The organism is Anabaena sp. AL09 (assembly GCF_001672255.1).
Lineage (GTDB): Bacteria > Cyanobacteriota > Cyanobacteriia > Cyanobacteriales > Nostocaceae > Dolichospermum > Dolichospermum lemmermannii.
Window position 1 is genome coordinate 27789 of record NZ_LJOQ01000058.1, and the last position, 17391, is coordinate 45179.

General features: G+C 39.4%; 16 protein-coding genes. 7 read left to right on the forward strand and 9 right to left on the reverse strand.

The window, feature by feature from the left end; all coding sequences use genetic code 11:
- Window positions 1-4: 4 nt before the first annotated feature.
- The 4 genes from AN490_RS11665 to AN490_RS11680 all read right to left on the reverse strand — a co-directional run bounded on the left by AN490_RS11665 (window position 5) and on the right by AN490_RS11680 (window position 5194).
- Complete coding sequence (locus AN490_RS11665; protein WP_300003363.1) at window positions 5-2344, reverse strand: type IV pilus secretin family protein; 2340 nt, start codon at window positions 2342-2344, stop codon at window positions 5-7.
- A gap of 141 nt (window positions 2345-2485) precedes the next feature.
- The gene (locus AN490_RS11670; RefSeq protein ID WP_300003365.1) at window positions 2486-3277 is read right to left on the reverse strand and encodes a pilus assembly protein PilO; all 792 of its coding nucleotides are present in this window, start codon (window positions 3275-3277) and stop codon (window positions 2486-2488) included.
- Window positions 3274-4083: a PilN domain-containing protein gene (locus AN490_RS11675; RefSeq protein WP_300003367.1), complete on the reverse strand. Its 810-nt coding sequence runs from the start codon at window positions 4081-4083 to the stop codon at window positions 3274-3276. Before AN490_RS11675 ends, AN490_RS11670 begins: the two co-directional genes overlap by 4 nt.
- Window positions 4076-5194, reverse strand: coding sequence for a type IV pilus assembly protein PilM (locus AN490_RS11680; protein WP_300003369.1), 1119 nt, complete (start codon window positions 5192-5194; stop codon window positions 4076-4078). Before AN490_RS11680 ends, AN490_RS11675 begins: the two co-directional genes overlap by 8 nt.
- A gap of 41 nt (window positions 5195-5235) precedes the next feature.
- On the opposite strand from AN490_RS11680, the gene AN490_RS11685 reads away from it, so the two are divergent.
- Entirely contained in the window at window positions 5236-5358 is a 123-nt protein-coding gene (locus tag AN490_RS11685) for a hypothetical protein (protein WP_300003371.1), read from the forward strand.
- Window positions 5359-5434: 76 nt separating this feature from the next.
- The gene (locus AN490_RS11690; RefSeq protein ID WP_300003373.1) at window positions 5435-6733 is read left to right on the forward strand and encodes a sugar ABC transporter substrate-binding protein; all 1299 of its coding nucleotides are present in this window, start codon (window positions 5435-5437) and stop codon (window positions 6731-6733) included.
- Window positions 6734-6924: 191 nt separating this feature from the next.
- On the opposite strand, the gene AN490_RS11695 is transcribed toward AN490_RS11690, so the two are convergent.
- The 3 genes from AN490_RS11695 to AN490_RS11705 form a co-directional block, all read right to left on the reverse strand.
- Entirely contained in the window at window positions 6925-8178 is a 1254-nt protein-coding gene (locus tag AN490_RS11695) for a folylpolyglutamate synthase/dihydrofolate synthase family protein (RefSeq protein WP_300003375.1), read from the reverse strand.
- A gap of 86 nt (window positions 8179-8264) precedes the next feature.
- Window positions 8265-8390 carry a photosystem II protein Y gene (locus AN490_RS11700; RefSeq protein ID WP_300003377.1) on the reverse strand — a complete coding sequence of 42 codons (126 nt, stop codon included), beginning with the start codon at window positions 8388-8390 and terminating at the stop codon, window positions 8265-8267.
- 197 nt (window positions 8391-8587) lie between these two features.
- A complete protein-coding gene (locus tag AN490_RS11705; RefSeq protein WP_300003379.1) occupies window positions 8588-9091 on the reverse strand; it encodes a gamma carbonic anhydrase family protein in 504 nt (167 codons plus the stop codon).
- 239 nt (window positions 9092-9330) lie between these two features.
- On the opposite strand from AN490_RS11705, the gene AN490_RS11710 reads away from it, so the two are divergent.
- The 5 genes from AN490_RS11710 to map all read left to right on the forward strand — a co-directional run bounded on the left by AN490_RS11710 (window position 9331) and on the right by map (window position 15019).
- Window positions 9331-9846 carry a TIGR02652 family protein gene (locus tag AN490_RS11710; RefSeq protein WP_168507414.1) on the forward strand — a complete coding sequence of 172 codons (516 nt, stop codon included), beginning with the start codon at window positions 9331-9333 and terminating at the stop codon, window positions 9844-9846.
- Window positions 9847-10084: 238 nt separating this feature from the next.
- Window positions 10085-10507 carry a VOC family protein gene (locus tag AN490_RS11715; RefSeq protein ID WP_300003443.1) on the forward strand — a complete coding sequence of 141 codons (423 nt, stop codon included), beginning with the start codon at window positions 10085-10087 and terminating at the stop codon, window positions 10505-10507.
- 151 nt (window positions 10508-10658) lie between these two features.
- Window positions 10659-13514, forward strand: coding sequence for a pitrilysin family protein (locus AN490_RS11720; RefSeq protein WP_300003382.1), 2856 nt, complete (start codon window positions 10659-10661; stop codon window positions 13512-13514).
- A 53-nt stretch (window positions 13515-13567) separates the two neighbouring features.
- Window positions 13568-14017 (forward strand): cupredoxin domain-containing protein, encoded by a 450-nt coding sequence (locus AN490_RS11725; RefSeq protein ID WP_148761654.1) that lies wholly within the window; start codon window positions 13568-13570, stop codon window positions 14015-14017.
- 174 nt (window positions 14018-14191) lie between these two features.
- Window positions 14192-15019 carry a type I methionyl aminopeptidase gene (map, locus tag AN490_RS11730; RefSeq protein ID WP_168654110.1) on the forward strand — a complete coding sequence of 276 codons (828 nt, stop codon included), beginning with the start codon at window positions 14192-14194 and terminating at the stop codon, window positions 15017-15019.
- Between the two features lie 156 nt (window positions 15020-15175).
- On the opposite strand, the gene AN490_RS11735 is transcribed toward map, so the two are convergent.
- Complete coding sequence (locus AN490_RS11735) at window positions 15176-15736, reverse strand: peptidoglycan-binding domain-containing protein (RefSeq protein WP_300003385.1); 561 nt, start codon at window positions 15734-15736, stop codon at window positions 15176-15178.
- 337 nt (window positions 15737-16073) lie between these two features.
- Window positions 16074-17171, reverse strand: a complete 1098-nt coding sequence (gene cax, locus AN490_RS11740; protein ID WP_015079498.1) for a calcium/proton exchanger — start codon at window positions 17169-17171, stop codon at window positions 16074-16076.
- Window positions 17172-17391: the final 220 nt, after the last annotated feature.

Consider the following 17391-nt stretch of genomic DNA (forward strand, 5'->3'; position numbering starts at 1 on the left):
CTAACTAACGCGGTTGCAGCTTCACCCCCCGACGTTCCAACATTTCCCGCGCTGTGGGACTGGGTGTATAATTATAACCATAGCCAGAACCCTGGGAATCATCCATTATTTGCGGTGTCAGTAAAATAATTACCTCTCTACGTTCGTTCTGTTTGTTTGTTTTCCTAAACAGCGCACCCAGCAGGGGAATATCACCCAAAATAGGTAATTTAGAAACACTTGTTCGATCTGTGTCTTGAATAATACCGGAAAGAATAAGCGTTTGACCATCCCGCAGACGCAATACACCGGATGCCAGGCTTCTTTCGGATAAAAGAGTTATTGTACCATTACCACCGCCGGCTTGTGCTGTACCACCCGGAGCAGATACAGTAGGGGCAACGGACAAAGATACAAAACCGTTATCATCAATTCTTTCTACCTTCACATTCAGGGATAGACCTGCTTTCTTGATGATAGGTTCGCTGACAGAGGATGATGTGGTTGATGATGTAGTTCCTGTACTTTGTGATGAAGTTTTTAATCCAGCATATACCTCTGTAGTTAAGTTAACTACTGCATTTTGTCCTTCTTGAACAATTAAGGTAGGATCTGTTAGAATCTTAGCGTTACCACTGGTAACTTCAGCTTGTAAACTCGTAAGAAGCCGTTTAGGATATTGAAATAATCCAGGTGGCGCATATGTTATTTTACCGGCTTCAATGCTTGAAATACCAGGTTGTAAAGGATTAGCGTTTGTACCAAAATCAGGGCGTGATCCGTTAGGAGATGTAACAGAGCCAAAAGGAGCATTTGGTTGCGGATCAAGAAACACTGAAGCCTGACCTGGAACGGGAGCTTTGATTATAGCTGGACTTAAAACATTACCTGTAACTGTATCTTTAGTAGGAGGATTAACATTACCAAAATTAAACGCTGCTGCACCACCATCATTAACAAAAAAGGTATTACCAACCCCAAAAGAAAAACTGGTATTGTAATCTTGAGTACCTGTCAGGTTGACATCAATGATTTTGACATTCACCACCACTTGACGACGACGGATATCAAGCTGTCTTAATTGAGATACTGCCATCTCAACCATCTTAGGACTACCAATTAATGTAACAGAATTTGTCCGCTCGTCTCCTGAAGCTTGTAACCCTCTGAGTATAGGTTTTGAATCTGTATATGTAATCCGTTGAGTCTCAATTTTTGTTTCTGTCGTCGTTTGAGTTTGAGTAACTGCGGTGGTAGCAGCACCACCCACAGGTACAGCATTAACACTAGTAACTAGTCGTTCTCGACTGACAGCACTTTCCGCACCCAAAGCTACTAAGAAATTTAACGCCACACCCACCGTTACCTGATTTAGTCGGAGATTACGCATCACAAGATCACGACTAGAATTAGGTAATTGAGTCCCAACAAAAATTGTCCGTCCACTGCGGTTAGCTTCCAAACCACTCAAACGCAGGACGTAATTAAAAACATCTTGTACAGGTTCATTTTCTATATCTAAGGAAATCTTCTGAGATGTTTTAGTTACATTTTCAGCATCTTGCGGTTTTTCTGCTTCCCCACCTATATAAGCCAAATTCAGCCCAGCAGCACGAGTTAATAAAGATAAAACCTCTCTTACAGGTGCATCACGCAACACCAACCGACGAACTCGTTCTTTTGTACCTAAATCAATCACCACAGGAGATGTATCAATATTAGATTGAGTAATATCTCCTACAGGTGGGGCGACAGCCTTAGGTAAAAAGACAGGACTTTGCTTATAAGCTTGACCAGGATTTGGGGTTTGGGTAATTTTCCCGTCAATTGTAACTTGGGGGTTAGGAACTAGAACATCCGGCTGTTTAGCTGGTTCATCTGGTTTATATTCAGATGTGGTAGCTGGTGTTACTGCTACCTTTTCTGTAGGCTTAGTGGCGGTTGATGCTGTTGAATTTGTGGTAGCGGTAAAGCCCAGGGTAATATTATTATCCTTTCGCATGACGGGCTGATTGCTGGGTGCATCATCAATACCTGTAACTGTTACCCGAATGCTATTAGCGTCTAATTGTTTAACTTCAATAGATGCAATTCCTGGTGCGGGGTTTTTTTGCAGGAAGTTATTACCCTTGGGTAAACGGAGTTGGGCATTAATTACATCCGCAACTAAGGATTTGTCCTTTTTAGTGGTAAATACTTGGGGACGATCTCCCGCCGCAGTTTTTAAAACTACACTAATTCCCCCTGCAATGGGACTGAGTTTAACATCAGTAATTTGTGTGATCTTTGCTAACACTGGTTGGGCTGCTAAGAGTACAAAAGCTGCCGCACTTGATCCGAAAACACTATTATGAAGCTGTTTCACAGTTCATTCCTCACATAAAATAAAAGTCTAAATCGTAACGTATAACAGGGAATAGGGAATAGGGAGAATATTTCATTTTGCCTGTTGCCTGTTGCCTGTTGCCTGTTGCCTGTTGCCTGTTGCCTGTTGCCTCAAATTTGATTATTTTTTCGGTGCTTTAGCTGGTGGTGGTACTGGTGGTGCTTTAGCTGCTGCTTCAGCGGCTAAATCTGCCGCTTCTTCAGGAGTAAGTGGCATTAAAGCCTCTAATGCAAAAGTTGTTGTCAGTTTACCGATACCAATTTGCACAGGGTTATCTTTATCGTCTGACATTTCTGGTGGAGACAATTTGGAGTCATAGTTTTTGACTAACAATAAAGGTTGTAATCGTTCAATGTTTCGCATAATTGATTGGGTTTGTTCAAAATTCCCCTCAATTTCTACATTGACAATACTGCGTTTAAGTTTGTTGTTAACTTCTACCCCAAAACTGCCATCATCTACCACAACAGGTTTTTCCGAAGCTGGAACAAATCTTTTCATCTTGGCTCTAATGGCATTACCAAAAGCTTTTCCATTGCTAGAATCTATTAAGCGACTGGTATCTAGTAATAGGGTATCTAAACTTTTTTCATCTGCAAATAAAGCTAAAACTTGTTGTTGTTGTTGTTTAGCTTCAGCCAAATCTGCTTCTATTTTACCGATTTGTTGGGCTTGGGTTTTCTTTTGTTGAACTTCTGTTTGTAGTTGCTCAAGTTTAGTTTGTAGTTCTTGATAGTTATCCCAAGCGGGCATTGCTATGTTAAATAGCATATAACTTGCACTTGCTACACCTAAAAAGCCGACTACACGACCAATAATAGTTGGTGTTAAGGTGACACCAAAAAGAACAGGACCAGAATCTTGAGTATCTGTATCTTGATTGGCAAAATTTAAATCATCACTAAATGTCATTGGGCAATGACTCCTACTTTTTTGATATTACGAAGTCTATCTACTAGTCCGACTGTACCTTTTTTCTCTAATTCTTGAATTAAATCAGAAGCTGGCACACTACTTAAACCTGTTTTAATGGTGTATTTAACTACTTGAATAGGTTTAATTTTTTGATTAGATTTACCACCTTTTGGGGGAAGAAAACCTGTAACGGGTGGTGCATCTACTGATTCTGCTGTGATGATTTTGGTTTCTTCTGGATTTAAAAATTTAGATTGTCCTAAACTTAAGGCAAAATCGTTGACTAAGGCATAGGAAATAGCAAAACCAGAAATTTCTAAGAATCCAGCGGTATTGGTATTAGTATTGGTTTTACTGGGGGTGGCAGCTACAACTTCTTTACTAGGAAGAGGAGCGGCAATTTGCTTAATAGTTTCGATTTGCACTTTACTAGGAATGCGATCGCGCAAATCCTGTAACATTGCTGACCAAGGACGTATTTGATCAAACACCGTTACTAAAGCTTTGGTTTGGCTATTAATGCCGACTGTTTCCGCCTTAATTTTATTAAGACTGGCTATTGTGCCATCTAAACTCTTACCTTCCTCCTCTAGTTTTGCCACTTCCCGGGTTACTTCAGTAGTTTTCCCTTCCAGGATTGACAAACCAATAAACACTAAACCGGGCAATACTAAACCTACTCCTACTCCTATGTAAACTGGGATTAAATTCCCTAGTTGAATAGATGGTCTTTGAACCTTCGTTGCACTTTGACTTTGATATTCGGGCCGATCTTTAAGGAAGTTAATATCTAGACTATACATTTTGTTGCAACCCTCGCATTCCTAAACCCAGGATAATACCCAACCCAGGACGTTTAATTAAAGGATATTTTTCAGCATCTACCTCCAAAGACAAAGAAGTAATTGGATCTATTTGGGTAGTTGGTAAACTCAATCTTTGAGTGAAAAACTCATCAATTTGTCGTAATCCTCCCCCAGGCCCGGCTAAAAGAATCTGCACGACTTCCAGATTTTCACGTTGATTGAGGTAAAAATCAATGGAACGACGCAATTCATCAGCTAATTCTCCGAGAACTCTCAACATAGAAGCCATCCCCGGATTACTACCTGTCACCCCACTATGGGCTGAATCTGGTGAAGTTGTGGGAATAGTCATACTCTCCAACATATCCATATCCCGTGATGCTGGTAAGTTCATAGCCCTTGACAATGCAGTTTGGAGTTGATAAGTGCCAATCGGTACTGTTCGAGAAAATTGTGGGACACCATTGATAATAATGGCTATTTCTGTACTATCAAACTCAATATCAACTAATATCGCTGCTTCTTCTGGTCCAAATAGCCGCAATTGATCACGAATAGTGCGAATCAGGGCAAAGCTGTTAATTTCTAAGATATCAACTGTTAATCCTGCCTGTTCAAAGGTATTTAAATAGGTTTGCGTGACATCTTTACGAGTCGCAACTAACAAAACCTGCACTTTCTCAATGCCGTCTTCGTCTATAAAGTCCCCAAGTTTTTGATAATCAACATCAGCTTCTTCTCTGGGATAGGGTAAATATAAAGATGCTTCATGGTTGAGTATTATGTCCCGCAACTCCTGGTCATCTAATTCAGATGGGACAGGAATCAACCGGATAATGGAGTCTCGTCCTGGGATACAAGTAGCAACACGGGTAGCTTTAGTTTTGCTTTCAGCGATCGCTTGCTGAATAATTTCGGACATTCCCACAGAATCAGCAATTTGACCATCAATAAATATACCTTCTGGTACTGGTACTGTTGTCAAAGATTCGATTTTTAAGTTTTGACGGTTTTTACGTAGTTGGACTACGTTTACCCGTTCCGGCGCTAGTTCAATACCAATACCTTTACTGGATTTACCAAAGAAACTAGTGAAGGCTTTAACCATAGTTTTACCCGCTAGATTACAAAGAAGAATATTAAGGTTAGTTGTTAGTAGGGGCGAAGCATTTGGAAGATAAATTATCGGTCATTGCCAAAAATAGTTCTCCAAATGCTTCGCCCGTACAGTTGTCCTATTATCCATTACCTATTACCCATTACCAAAATTGATATATCCTATAGTCTCCACAATTCACTATCCTTTTTCTTACCCAGATTAATTCTAAAAATACTATCACCTACTACGATGATTCGATTGCAAAAATTTAAACAACTGGTTTGTTGGGCATTACTAGGCTTATTTACTAGTTGGCTGGTTAGCTGCGGCATAGGTAATGTTGGCAATAATCCCAAACCTGCTAAAACTGGAGTTGTCACGATTGAGTTTTGGACAATGCAACTCCAACCGCAATTTACCAACTACTTTCAAAGTCTAATTACGACTTTTGAATCACAAAACCCAAGTATAAAAGTTAAATGGGTAGATGTGCCTTGGTCGGCAATGGAGAATAAGATTTTAACAGCAGTCTCCGCAAAAACCCCACCAGATGTTGTTAACCTTAATCCCGACTTTGCTTCCCAACTTGCGGGTAAAAATGCTTGGTTAGATTTGGATGCCAAAATTCCCAGTCAAGTCCGTTCCACCTATTTGCCAAATATTTGGCAAGCAAGTAGCCTCAATGGTAAGAGTTTTGGCATTCCTTGGTATCTCACCACGCGACTAACTATTTATAACACCGATTTACTAAAACAAGCGGGTATTACGAAACCTTCTGCCACTTATGCAGAATTAGGGCAAGCAGCGCAACAAATTAAAGATAAAACTGGTAAGTATGCTTTCTTCGCTACCTTTGTTCCCCAAGACTCTGGTGAGGTGTTGGAATCCTTGGTACAAATGGGTGTCACCCTAGTTAATGCTGAAGGTAAAGCTGGTTTTAATACGGATAAAGGAAAAGCTGCTTTTCAATATTGGGTAGATTTGTATAAAAAAGGTTTGTTACCAAAAGAATCTTTAACCCAAGGGCATCGTCATGCCATAGATTTATACCAATCTGGAGAAACGGCTTTTTTAGCTTCTGGGCCTGAGTTTCTGAAAACCATTGCTAATAATGCCCCCAAGGTTGCCCAAGCTTCCGCAATTGCCCCGCAAATTACGGGTGATACAGGTAAGAAAAATGTTGCTGTCATGAATATCGTAATTCCTCGTGATAGTAAATATCCTGATGAGGCTGTTAAATTTGCTTTATTTGTTACGAATGACGAAAACCAATTAGCCTTTGCTAAAGCTGCTAACGTCCTACCTTCGACAATTAAGGCTTTGTCGGATACTTACTTTAAGGAAGTTCCCGCTAATGCTACGACAGCGGAAAAGGGGCGGGTAATTAGTGCGACACAATTAAAACAGGCTGAGGTATTAACCCCCAAACTCAAAGATTTTAAAGTTTTGCAAAAATCAATTTACGAAAATTTACAAGCGGCAATGTTAGGACAAAAAACTGTAGATAAAGCTGTGGAAGATGCTGCCCAGCAGTGGGATAATCGGTAATTGGTAATTGTCAGAATCAGGATAACCAGGATTAAAGGATTTACAGGATGTTATTGTTGATGAGACTATTGGAAATAGGGATTTTTTAATGATAGAAAATATCAATCAAAAAATTCATAAATTACAATCTGGTACATCCTCAAATCCTGGACATCCTGATTCTGACAAAAACATCGCTTACTTTCTTTTTTTTAAATTCCATTTGCCAAAAAATAACCAATTAAATACAAAGAACCACATAATACAACTTGATTATCTGTAGCAATAAAAGCAGCGTCTAAGGCTGACAACACATCTGAATAGGTGTGACAAAAATTCAAATCTGGACAAATTGATGTTGCTAACTTAGCTAATTCTTCTAAATCTGCTGAATTACTATCTGGTACGGGAACTAAATATAATTTATCTCCTGGTTTAAGAAGTTCATGAAAAATCTCACCATGATCTTTAGTGGTTAACATTCCCATTACCCAAGTTATATTTTTGGTGTTAAGGCTATCTACATAATCACGCAAAACTGTGGCTGAAGCTGGGTTGTGTGCGCCGTCAATAAGGAGTTTATGACTTTTCCAAGTTATCCATTGCATTCTCCCTGTCCACTTGGTTTTAGCCATTCCTTGAATAATAGCTTGTTCAGAAATTTGCCAATTTTGTTTTTGCAATATTTCCAAAGCAGCTAAAGCTAAAGCTGAATTATGTAATTGAATTTGTCCCTGTAATGGTAATGGATATTTTATAAATTCAGAACTTTCTATTTTTTGATATTCTGCCCAATTTTGATTAATTTGTCGAGATGGTGACGGGGTAAAAATTGGGCATTGTAATTCTAGAATACGCGATTGCACGACTTTCTCGGCATCGGCTGGTAATGAACCCATAACCACAGGACATCCTGGTTTGATAATTCCCGCTTTTTCTTTGGCAATATGGGCTAAAGTGGGTCCAAGTTGTTGCCAATGTTCTCGACTAATAGAAGTAATAACTGTTATCAAAGGATTATTACAGACATTGGTGGCATCTAAACGCCCTCCTAATCCTACTTCAATGATGGCAATATCAACTTGTTTCTGGGCAAAATATAACCAAGCCGCAGCGGTAATTACTTCAAATTGGGTAGGTGATTCTTCCTCTGGGTTAATAGCCGCTTGAACTTGTAGTATTAATTCACACAGTTCATTACTATCAATTGGTTGTTCGTTAACACAGATTCTTTCTGTCCAATCAATCAAGTGGGGAGAGGTGTAGCGTCCGGTTGTATAACCAGCCTCAGTAAGTACCGCAGACAGGTAAGCACAAACAGAACCTTTTCCGTTAGTCCCAGCGACATGAATAATTGGTAATTGGTGATGGGGATTTCCCAACTTTGCCAATAAATCGACAATTCGAGACAATCCCAAATTCACACCAAAATGCTGAAAAGGTCGGAGTAAAGAATCTACGTTCATGGTGATTAGTGATTGGTAATTTGGATAAATAACTTCCCTGTTCTCTATTCCCCCATTACCAATCACCCATTACCCATTACCTAAAATTATGCTTCTCTGCTCAAAAAGTTTTGTATTTGTCTAAGGGCAGCAGCACCAATATTGAAAACAGCCCAACCAGCAGCGATCGCTATTGGTGCTAAAACAATTAATACACGATTATCAATGTCCATATCTAGAAGCCCTCTGTAAATTAAAAAATCTTAAGTTTTGTCAACAGTTCTCAACTTTTATTGTGATCTGAAGTGGGGAATTTTTTCAAGCTTATATGTAAAGTTTGATTAAAAGTCAGGGAACAGGGAACAGGGAACAGGGAACAGGGAACAGGGAAGAGAGGTAAAATTACCAATTACCAATTACCCATTACCAATTACCCATTAGCAGCATGAAGCAGGGCTAATTGGTAGTATTTTTCAGCGTGTTCTATGAGTTCGGTGATTTCGGTGGCTGAGAGTTGACGGACTACTTTACCGGGAACACCCATGACTAGAGAACCGGGAGGGACATTTTTGGTGACTACTGCACCTGCGCCGATAATGCTGCCTGTACCGACTCTTACACCATTTAGGATAATAGCACCAATACCAATTAAACTACCACTTTCAATGTAGGCAGAATGTACCACAGCGCGATGGCCGACAGTGACATGATCTTCTAAGATTGTGGGTACGCCTGGATCACCATGGAGAATTGCGCCGTCTTGGATATTTGTACATTCGCCAATTTCAATTCTTTCTACATCACCTCTAACCACAGATCCATACCAAACGCTGGCTCTGGCTGCTATGCTTACAGAACCAATGATTACAGCGTTGGCTGCCACAAAAGCAGCTTGAGAAAATTCAGCAGATTTCCAGTCACAAGAGATAGACACGATAGAATATGGATATGGTACCCAGGAACACTGGAGAAACTCCAACCTTTAGGGCTGGTTGCCAAACCAGAATATCACAGCGTTAGACTTCTATCGTCAGACGGTTGTGAAACTTGTTCTCAGGCACTATCTTCATTTTTATGTAGCAGTGAGCAAGTTATCTAAAGTAGTGGAGCAGGAGTGTAATCTTAAACCTACTGGTGCTGGCAAAAAAACAATACTATGTTTATACGCACTTCATGATAAATCCAGGCTTTCAGTACCCGATATTTGGCCCGGAAATACAGTGTCCTCACTGTCGCCAAACTATTTCGGCTTTAACATTGACGGATACTTATCTATGTCCCCGTCATGGCGCATTTGAAGCTGAACCCAAAACTGGGGAGTTAGTCCATTTACAGTCTGGTCGTCATTGGCGCAGATGGGATGGTGAATGGTATCGTCAACATACTCATCCTGATGGGATTCGGTTTGAAATTCACGAAGCTTTAGACAAGCTTTATACTCAAGGTTATCGGGCTACGAGGATAATTGTCGCTAACCGTTATCAGGAGTTAATGAGTGGCTATTTGGAACGGAGTACACCTTGGCGTTCTGGACAAGGGGAAGTTGCTACGGGGGCGCGGTTATATGGTTTACCTGTAGAGTTTAGCCCTGATTCAGCCACAGAACCTTGCTGGGAAGTGATTAACTTTGATTTGGATAAAGAACCTGGTGTACCAGTGCGTTACCCATATTTCCGGTTGTTTGAGTAATAGTCAGTGGTCAGTGGTCAGTGGTCAGTGGTCAGTAGGGGCGAAGCATTTGGAAGATAAATTATCGGTCATTGCCAAAAATAGTTCTCCAAATGCTTCGCCCGTACAGTGGTTCGTGGTCATTAGTCAGTGGTTCGTGGTTTGTGGTTCGTGGTTTGTGGTTCGTGGTAATAAAGAACTAGCAACCGACAACCGACAACTGACAACTGACAACCGACAACTGACAACTGACAAAATTATGCACCATGCTTCCATTAGAACGGCAAATATCCATCTAGCGATCGCTTTTTATGAGCAGCTAGGGTTTACGGTGAGCGATCGCTTCACCACCGGTTATACTCTAGCTTGCTGGATGGAAGGTTTGGGTGGGAGAATTGAACTCATCCAAATTCCTCAACCCAAACCAGCCCCAGATGCTTTTAATGATGAACATTATGTCGGCTATTATCATCTTGCTTTTGATGTGACTCAGATCACACCAGATTTACCAACTTGGTTGGAAAGTTTAAAAACACGGTTAGCGACAATAGAAAATTTACCACCTCTGAAAATTCTTTTAGAACCTACACAGCAGCAAATTGGCGATAACATCTTAGAAGTCGCATTTATCGCTGATTTTGACGGGTTACCTCTGGAATTTATACGGTTTTTGCATAAATAGGCTGTAAATTAGTATTTATGCCCTTGGGGTGATACAATATTTTTCCTTTTCAGGTACATTTCTAGTTTCCATGAGGTACAGAAACATTTGCCCAATTTTTTAGTCACCTAATATATGTAACTTAAATTACATATATCTATTCGCCAAAGATATGTCTTTTTTCTCTATCGCACAACGACATCGCTTTTCTTTGGTCATCTTGAGTATCTGGATCATAGCCGCTTTTGTGTTAAATCAAGATGCTGCTTTTAGCGGAGAAAGGGCGGATTTTTCCACCTCTTCCCACAACTCCAACCCAGAAAAATCTCAGAAAACACTAGTCGCTAAAGAAACACCAAATCTCGCTATTACAGCAAATGTTCAGAAAACAGTCCTTGATAATGGTTTAACTGTGATCACTAAGGAGGTTCATAATGCTCCTGTGGTGACAGTGCAGGTATGGTACAAATTTGGATCAGGTCAGGAAGCATCTGGGGTAAATGGTATTGCCCATCAATTAGAACATATCATGTTTAAAGGTACTAGCAATCGTCCTATCCAATTTGGGCGGTTATTTAGTGCTTTGGGCAGTGATTCTAATGCTTTTACCAGTTATGACCAAACCGCATATTACAATACTGCGGAACGGGATAAACTGACGGCTCTGTTGACGCTAGAAGCAGATAGAATGAACAACTCGCTGATTGATCCTCAACAGTTAGCTAGTGAGAAGCGAGTAGTTATTTCTGAATTACAAGGTTATGAAAATAGCCCCGAATATCGTTTAAATCGCGCTGTGATGGTGTCTGTTTTTCCAGATCATCCCTATAGATTACCTATTGGGGGAACTAAGGCTGATGTGGAGAAATTCACAGTTGAGCAAGTGCGAGAATATTATCAAAAATTCTATAGTCCTGACAATGCTGTTTTGGTAATTGCGGGAGATTTTGACACCGCACCAACTTTGAAAACTGTGCAAACTGTGTTTGGGAAAATCCCCAAACGCCAATATTCACCCCATCATCTCATAACTCCATTACCTGCCGCTACTCCTACACCTGCAATTAAATTACAAGAACCGGGGGGAAATCCATTACTCCAACTAATTTACCCACTTCCCCAAATCAATCAACCAGATATTCCCGCTTTGGAAGTTATGGATTATATCTTGACTGCGGGTAAAAATGCTTACTTGTATCAGGAATTAGTAGAATCGGGTTTAGCTAATAATGTTTCGGGAAATGTTGCTAGTTTACGTGGAGGTGGTTGGTATGAAATATTAGTGACAGGTTCAGGAAATCAGGACTTAAATAAAATTGATGCAGCGGTAATAAAGGCGTTAGGAAAACTTGCCAAAGTCGCTGTGACAGAAGAACAGATAGAAAGAGCAAAAACTCAATTAACAGCTTCAGTTATTTTAAATAACCGTGATATTACCAATCAAGCCATGCAATTGGGTAATGATCAAATCACGACGGATAATTATCAATATACAGAAGACCACTTAGTAAATATTCGGAAAGTCCAAGTTGCTGATGTGATGAATGTCATCAATAAATATCTACAACCAGCAGCCCGAAAAGTCGGATTTTTTGAACCTACTCAGCAAGCAGAAACTACCCGTGTTTCGACTTCGCTCAACAACCAAAGTTCATCTTACTCAACGCAAACAGAAGAGAATTTTGCTGTTGATGTGGCTGTAGTTCCAGCGGAAGTCAAGAAGTATTTACCACCTCTAGATATATTACCCAAAACCCAAGAAAGACAAATCCCCCAACAGTTACAGATTGCTAATGGGTTACGCGTGTTACTGTTACCAGACAAAACTACACCAACAGTGACTTTGAGCGGATATATCAAAGCGGGAACAGAATTTGAGGCAGATAATCAAGGAGGATTAGCGTCTTTAGTGGCAGCAAATCTGATGAATGGCACGAAAACCAAAGATATGCGAACTATTACCCAAGGATTAGATGCAAAAGGCGCAAATTTGGACTTTGAAGCTTCTCGTGAAGGTGTACGGATTAAAGGTAGTAGTTTAGCGGTGGATTTACCAGTTTTGCTGGGGACATTGACGGATGTAATTAGAGATAGTACATTCCCAGAAAAAGAGTTTGCACTTTCACGCCAACAAGCTTTAACTTCCCTAGATTCAGATTTAGATGATCCTGATAAGGTTGCAAATCGTATCTTTGTGCAGTCTATTTATCCGAAAAAACACCCATTACATACCTTCCCAACTGCGAAAAGTATTGAACAAATTCAACGTCAAGATGTAATGGCTTTTAAAGCCCAACATTATCGTCCTGATACCACAGTTTTAGCAATTGTTGGCGATTTTGATGTTACCAAAGTGCGATCGCTCATTCAAGCAAAATTAGGAAATTGGCAAGTAAACGGCAAACCACCAACGGTAAAATATCCCAATGTGGGGATGCCAAAAAATGTAATTAATGTTAATCCTGTTGTCCCTGGTAAACCCCAAGCGATAACTTACATGGGTTACACCGGCATTAACCGTCAAGATAAACGATTTTATGCGGCGATGATCTTGAATCAAATTCTCGGCGGTGATACATTATCGAGTAGACTAGGGGCAGAAGTGCGCGATCGCCAAGGCCTAACCTACGGAATTTATAGCAATTTCATCACAGGTAAGAATGTTGGTACATTTCTCATTGAAATGCAAACCAGTCCAGAAGACGCACGCAAAGCAATTTCCAGTACCCGCAACCTCCTGAAGCAAGTTCATCAACAAGGTGTGACAGCACAGGAAGTAGAAACAGCTAAACGCAATTTAATCAGCAATTATAATATTTCTTTGGCCAATCCCGAACAGTTAAGCCAGAGAATGGTGATGAATGAAGTTTACGGCTTGAATCAGATAGAATTGCGCTCATTTATCAGCAAAATAGAACAAGTCAATCTCAATCAAGTCAATCAAACCGCTCGTGAATTACTTCACCCTGATAAAATTGTTATTGTCACCGCAGGGCCACAAATTCTGGCACATAAAAAGATTAAATGAATGTGGTTCATGGATAATGGGAACAGGTGTGATTGACAATTATCCATTGAGCCATGAGTAACTTTTTGATTTGTTTATTCTCTCTGCTAATGAGTCTAGTAATAATGGGTACGTCTCCAGCAACAGCAGAGAATCTATCTAGTAATCTCCTCAAACAACCACCAATAGAGATTACAGTTAGCTTGGGTAATGTTGCTAATGAATTAAAATTTGAGCCAAATCATTTAGAATTTACCTCTGGTAAACGCTACAATCTCAAGTTAAATAATCCTAGCTCACAAAAACATTATTTTACCGCTAAAGACTTTGCTGATGCAATTTGGACTCAAAAAGTCGAAGCCGGCAATGTAGAAATTAAAGGGAATATTCACGAATTAGAACTTAAACCTGGTGCAGAAGCAGAATGGGTATTTGTCCCCATGAAACCAGGTAAATATGCTTTAGGATGTACTATAGCTGGACACGCAGAAGCTGGAATGAGGGGAGAGATTGTAATTAGGTGATCATTTTTCACTGTCAGAATCAGGATTTACAGGATTTGTAGATTTACAGGATGAATATCTGTGTTTCTCTAGAAGCACAAAATAAGTTAACTTAAATATAGATATTTTTTGCCAATAAATCTCAACAACTTCACAGCTAACCGGTAAAAGCGCCCCTAATTCCTAAACTTCATGATGAATATTTTCGCTAACTTACTTTCTCAACCAGCCCAGCCAAAACCCGAAAAACGACAACGCGGAGGGATTGAAATTAAATCAACCCGTGAAATCGAAATTATGCGACAATCAGCGAAGATTGTGGCAACTGTTCTCAAGGAAATTTCTGACCTAGTTCAGCCAGGAATGACCACGGCCGATTTAGATGCTTATGCGGAAAAACGCATCCGCGAAATGGATGCAACTCCTAGCTTTAAAGGATATCATGGGTTTCCCGCTTCCATCTGCTCTAGTATTAATCATGAAGTTGTCCATGGAATTCCTAGCCATAAAAAGGTAATTCACACAGGAGATGTATTAAAAGTTGATACAGGTGCTTATTATCAAGGTTTTCATGGTGATTCCTGCATTACTATCGCTGTGGGTAGTGTGACGAGTGAAGCCGCAAGACTGATTAAAATAGCCGAGGAATCTCTATATAAAGGGATTGAACAAGTAAAAGCTGGTGTACATTTGGAGGAAATCGCCGGTGCAATTGAAGATCATGTAAAAGCCAATGGTTTTACAGTGGTGGAACAATTTACTGGTCATGGTGTGGGTAGAAATTTACACGAAGAACCAGCGGTTTTTAACTATCGAACTCGTGAAATACCGAATGTGAAATTGCGTTCAGGAATGACTTTAGCAATTGAACCAATTTTAAATGCTGGTTCTAAAAATACCAGAATTTTAGCTGATAGATGGACTGCGGTAACAGTTGATAATGCTTTATCTGCTCAGTTTGAGCATACTGTATTAGTGACAGATAGTGGTTATGAAATTTTGACTGATAGAAATCATCTTTAACTATGATTCTTTTGATTTAGATGATTTATATGAAAAATGAAAAATGAAAAATGAAAAATGAAAAATGAAAAATGAAAAATGAAAAATGAAAAATGAAAAATGAAAAATGAAAAATGAAAAACGACAAATGACAAATGACAAATGACAAATGACAAATTAAATTGTTAGTTCCCACCAAGTTTTTTGACCAACCACACCATCTGTTGATAGACTTCGACGATTTTGAAAGGCTTTGACAGCAGTTTCGGTAACTGGTCCAAAAACTCCATCAATAGGTAGTCCATAACCATTAGACATTAACAATTTTTGTAAAACTTTCACAGATATGCCTGAATTACCAAAACCAATTACGGGCATAGGTTTATTCTGGGTTGTGTGATATACTGTTGATAATTGAACACCTTTTTTATTGGTCATAGGGATATTCCCAGCATCAGCTAATTCAAAAGAACTGCTGGATATCTGTTTTTGTGTGATTTGCTTAAATATTTGGTGTCGTCGGAATGAGAGAATTGAGAGATTAGTTGGGGAAGTTTCATTTATGTGGATAAATTCTGGTGGTGTAATTTGAGCAGAAGAAACTAACTTATTTGATTGATGATTTGTTAGCTGTACACCATTTTCTAGGTAAAACAAGGTTTGGTTTAATGGAAAATGGGGTATAGTTAGTGATTTCTGATTAAATACACCCATCATCAGCAGTCCGATTTCATTCATTGTCTTGTATAATTGTATTTATTTATAAAATGGGAAATGGCAAAAGCAGAGAAGAACGGATATAAACTGGCACTGAGTTTTTTGAAAAATCAAATATTAGTCCTATATATGTAATTACTATGATCAAATAGTAAAAAATATTTAGGGAAATTGATGTATCATAAATTTATAGCTTGATATCAAAAGAATGATCTGATTTGACACTATAAGAATTATTGATTTTATTCATCTATCTTAAGGGAGTTATTTTTGAAAAAATATTTAGGACTTGGTAGAAGAGAAAAATTCCCAATTTAATGAGATCGGGAATTTTAGACTTTTGATCAGGTAAGATATTTTAACCGATACTGTTGGCAACTGGATGGAAGTAGAAGGCAAAACCCAAGACAGTATAAGCAGCTAGGAGTAATGTCCCTTCTAACCAATTAGATTTACCATCAGAACTAATGCTATTAGCAATTAAAACTGATACAGCAACAGCGACTAATTCAAAGGGGTTAAAATCTAAATCCATGGGTTGGCCAATTACCCAACCGGCAATTACTAAAACCGGGGCCACAAATAGGGCAATTTGCATACTTGAACCCACAGCGACAGACATAGCCAAATCCATTTTGTTCTTCATGGCTACGGTAACTGCGGTAGCGTGTTCAGCAGCATTACCGATAATAGGAACTAAAATTACCCCGGTAAATAGGGCGCTTAAACCTAGTTGAGATGTAGCGACTTCCAATGAACCAACTAGTAGTTCTGACTCAAAGGCAACTAACAGGGTGCAAACTAAAAGGACACCACTCCATAACCAAACATTTGGTTTTTTATGGACAACTGCTTCTGCTTCCTCTTCGATATCTGCCACACCAACATCATACAAATAAGCATGAGTCTTCATGGAAAATAGCAGTGTTAAGCCGTAAACTAGAATTAAGACGACAGCTACAGCTAGGGAAAGATTCTGTACGGTTTTTTCACTAATCCCTATGGAGGTATAGTTCATTGCTGTTGGTAACAAAATGGCAATTACCGCCAAATTCATAGAAGAAGCATTTACACGAGCTATGACTGATTCAAATGTTTGTTCTTTGTAACGAATTCCGCCTAATAACATGGATAAACCCATGACTAAGAGTAAATTACTGATAATTGATCCAGTTATACTGGCTTTGACGACATCAATTAAGCCCGCATTCAGGGCAACTAAGGCAATAATCAATTCTGTGGCATTGCCAAAAGTCGCGTTTAAAAATCCGCCTATTCCTGGTCCAACAACTACAGCTATTTCTTCCGTAGCTGTACCCATCCAAGCTGCTAGGGGGAGTATAGCTAATGCAGCGGTGATGAAAACTATCAAGTCTCCCCATCCTAAAAAGTGGGCTGTTAGAGATATGGGTATAAACAACAGCAGCACGCTGAAAATAATGTTCTTGATTGACATTTTTACCTTTAGTTGAGGGGATATCTGCACAGGGACTAAAACATTATGTGCATTTGAACACCTATCATATCTGTTAAGGATGGTAATTGGTAATTGGTAATTGGTAATTGGTAATTGGTAATTGGTAATTGGTAATTGGTAATTGGTAATTGGGGTTGGAGATTATTTTTCTTCCTTGTTCCTCCTTGTTCTTCTTTCTGACTCCTGATTCCTGATTTCT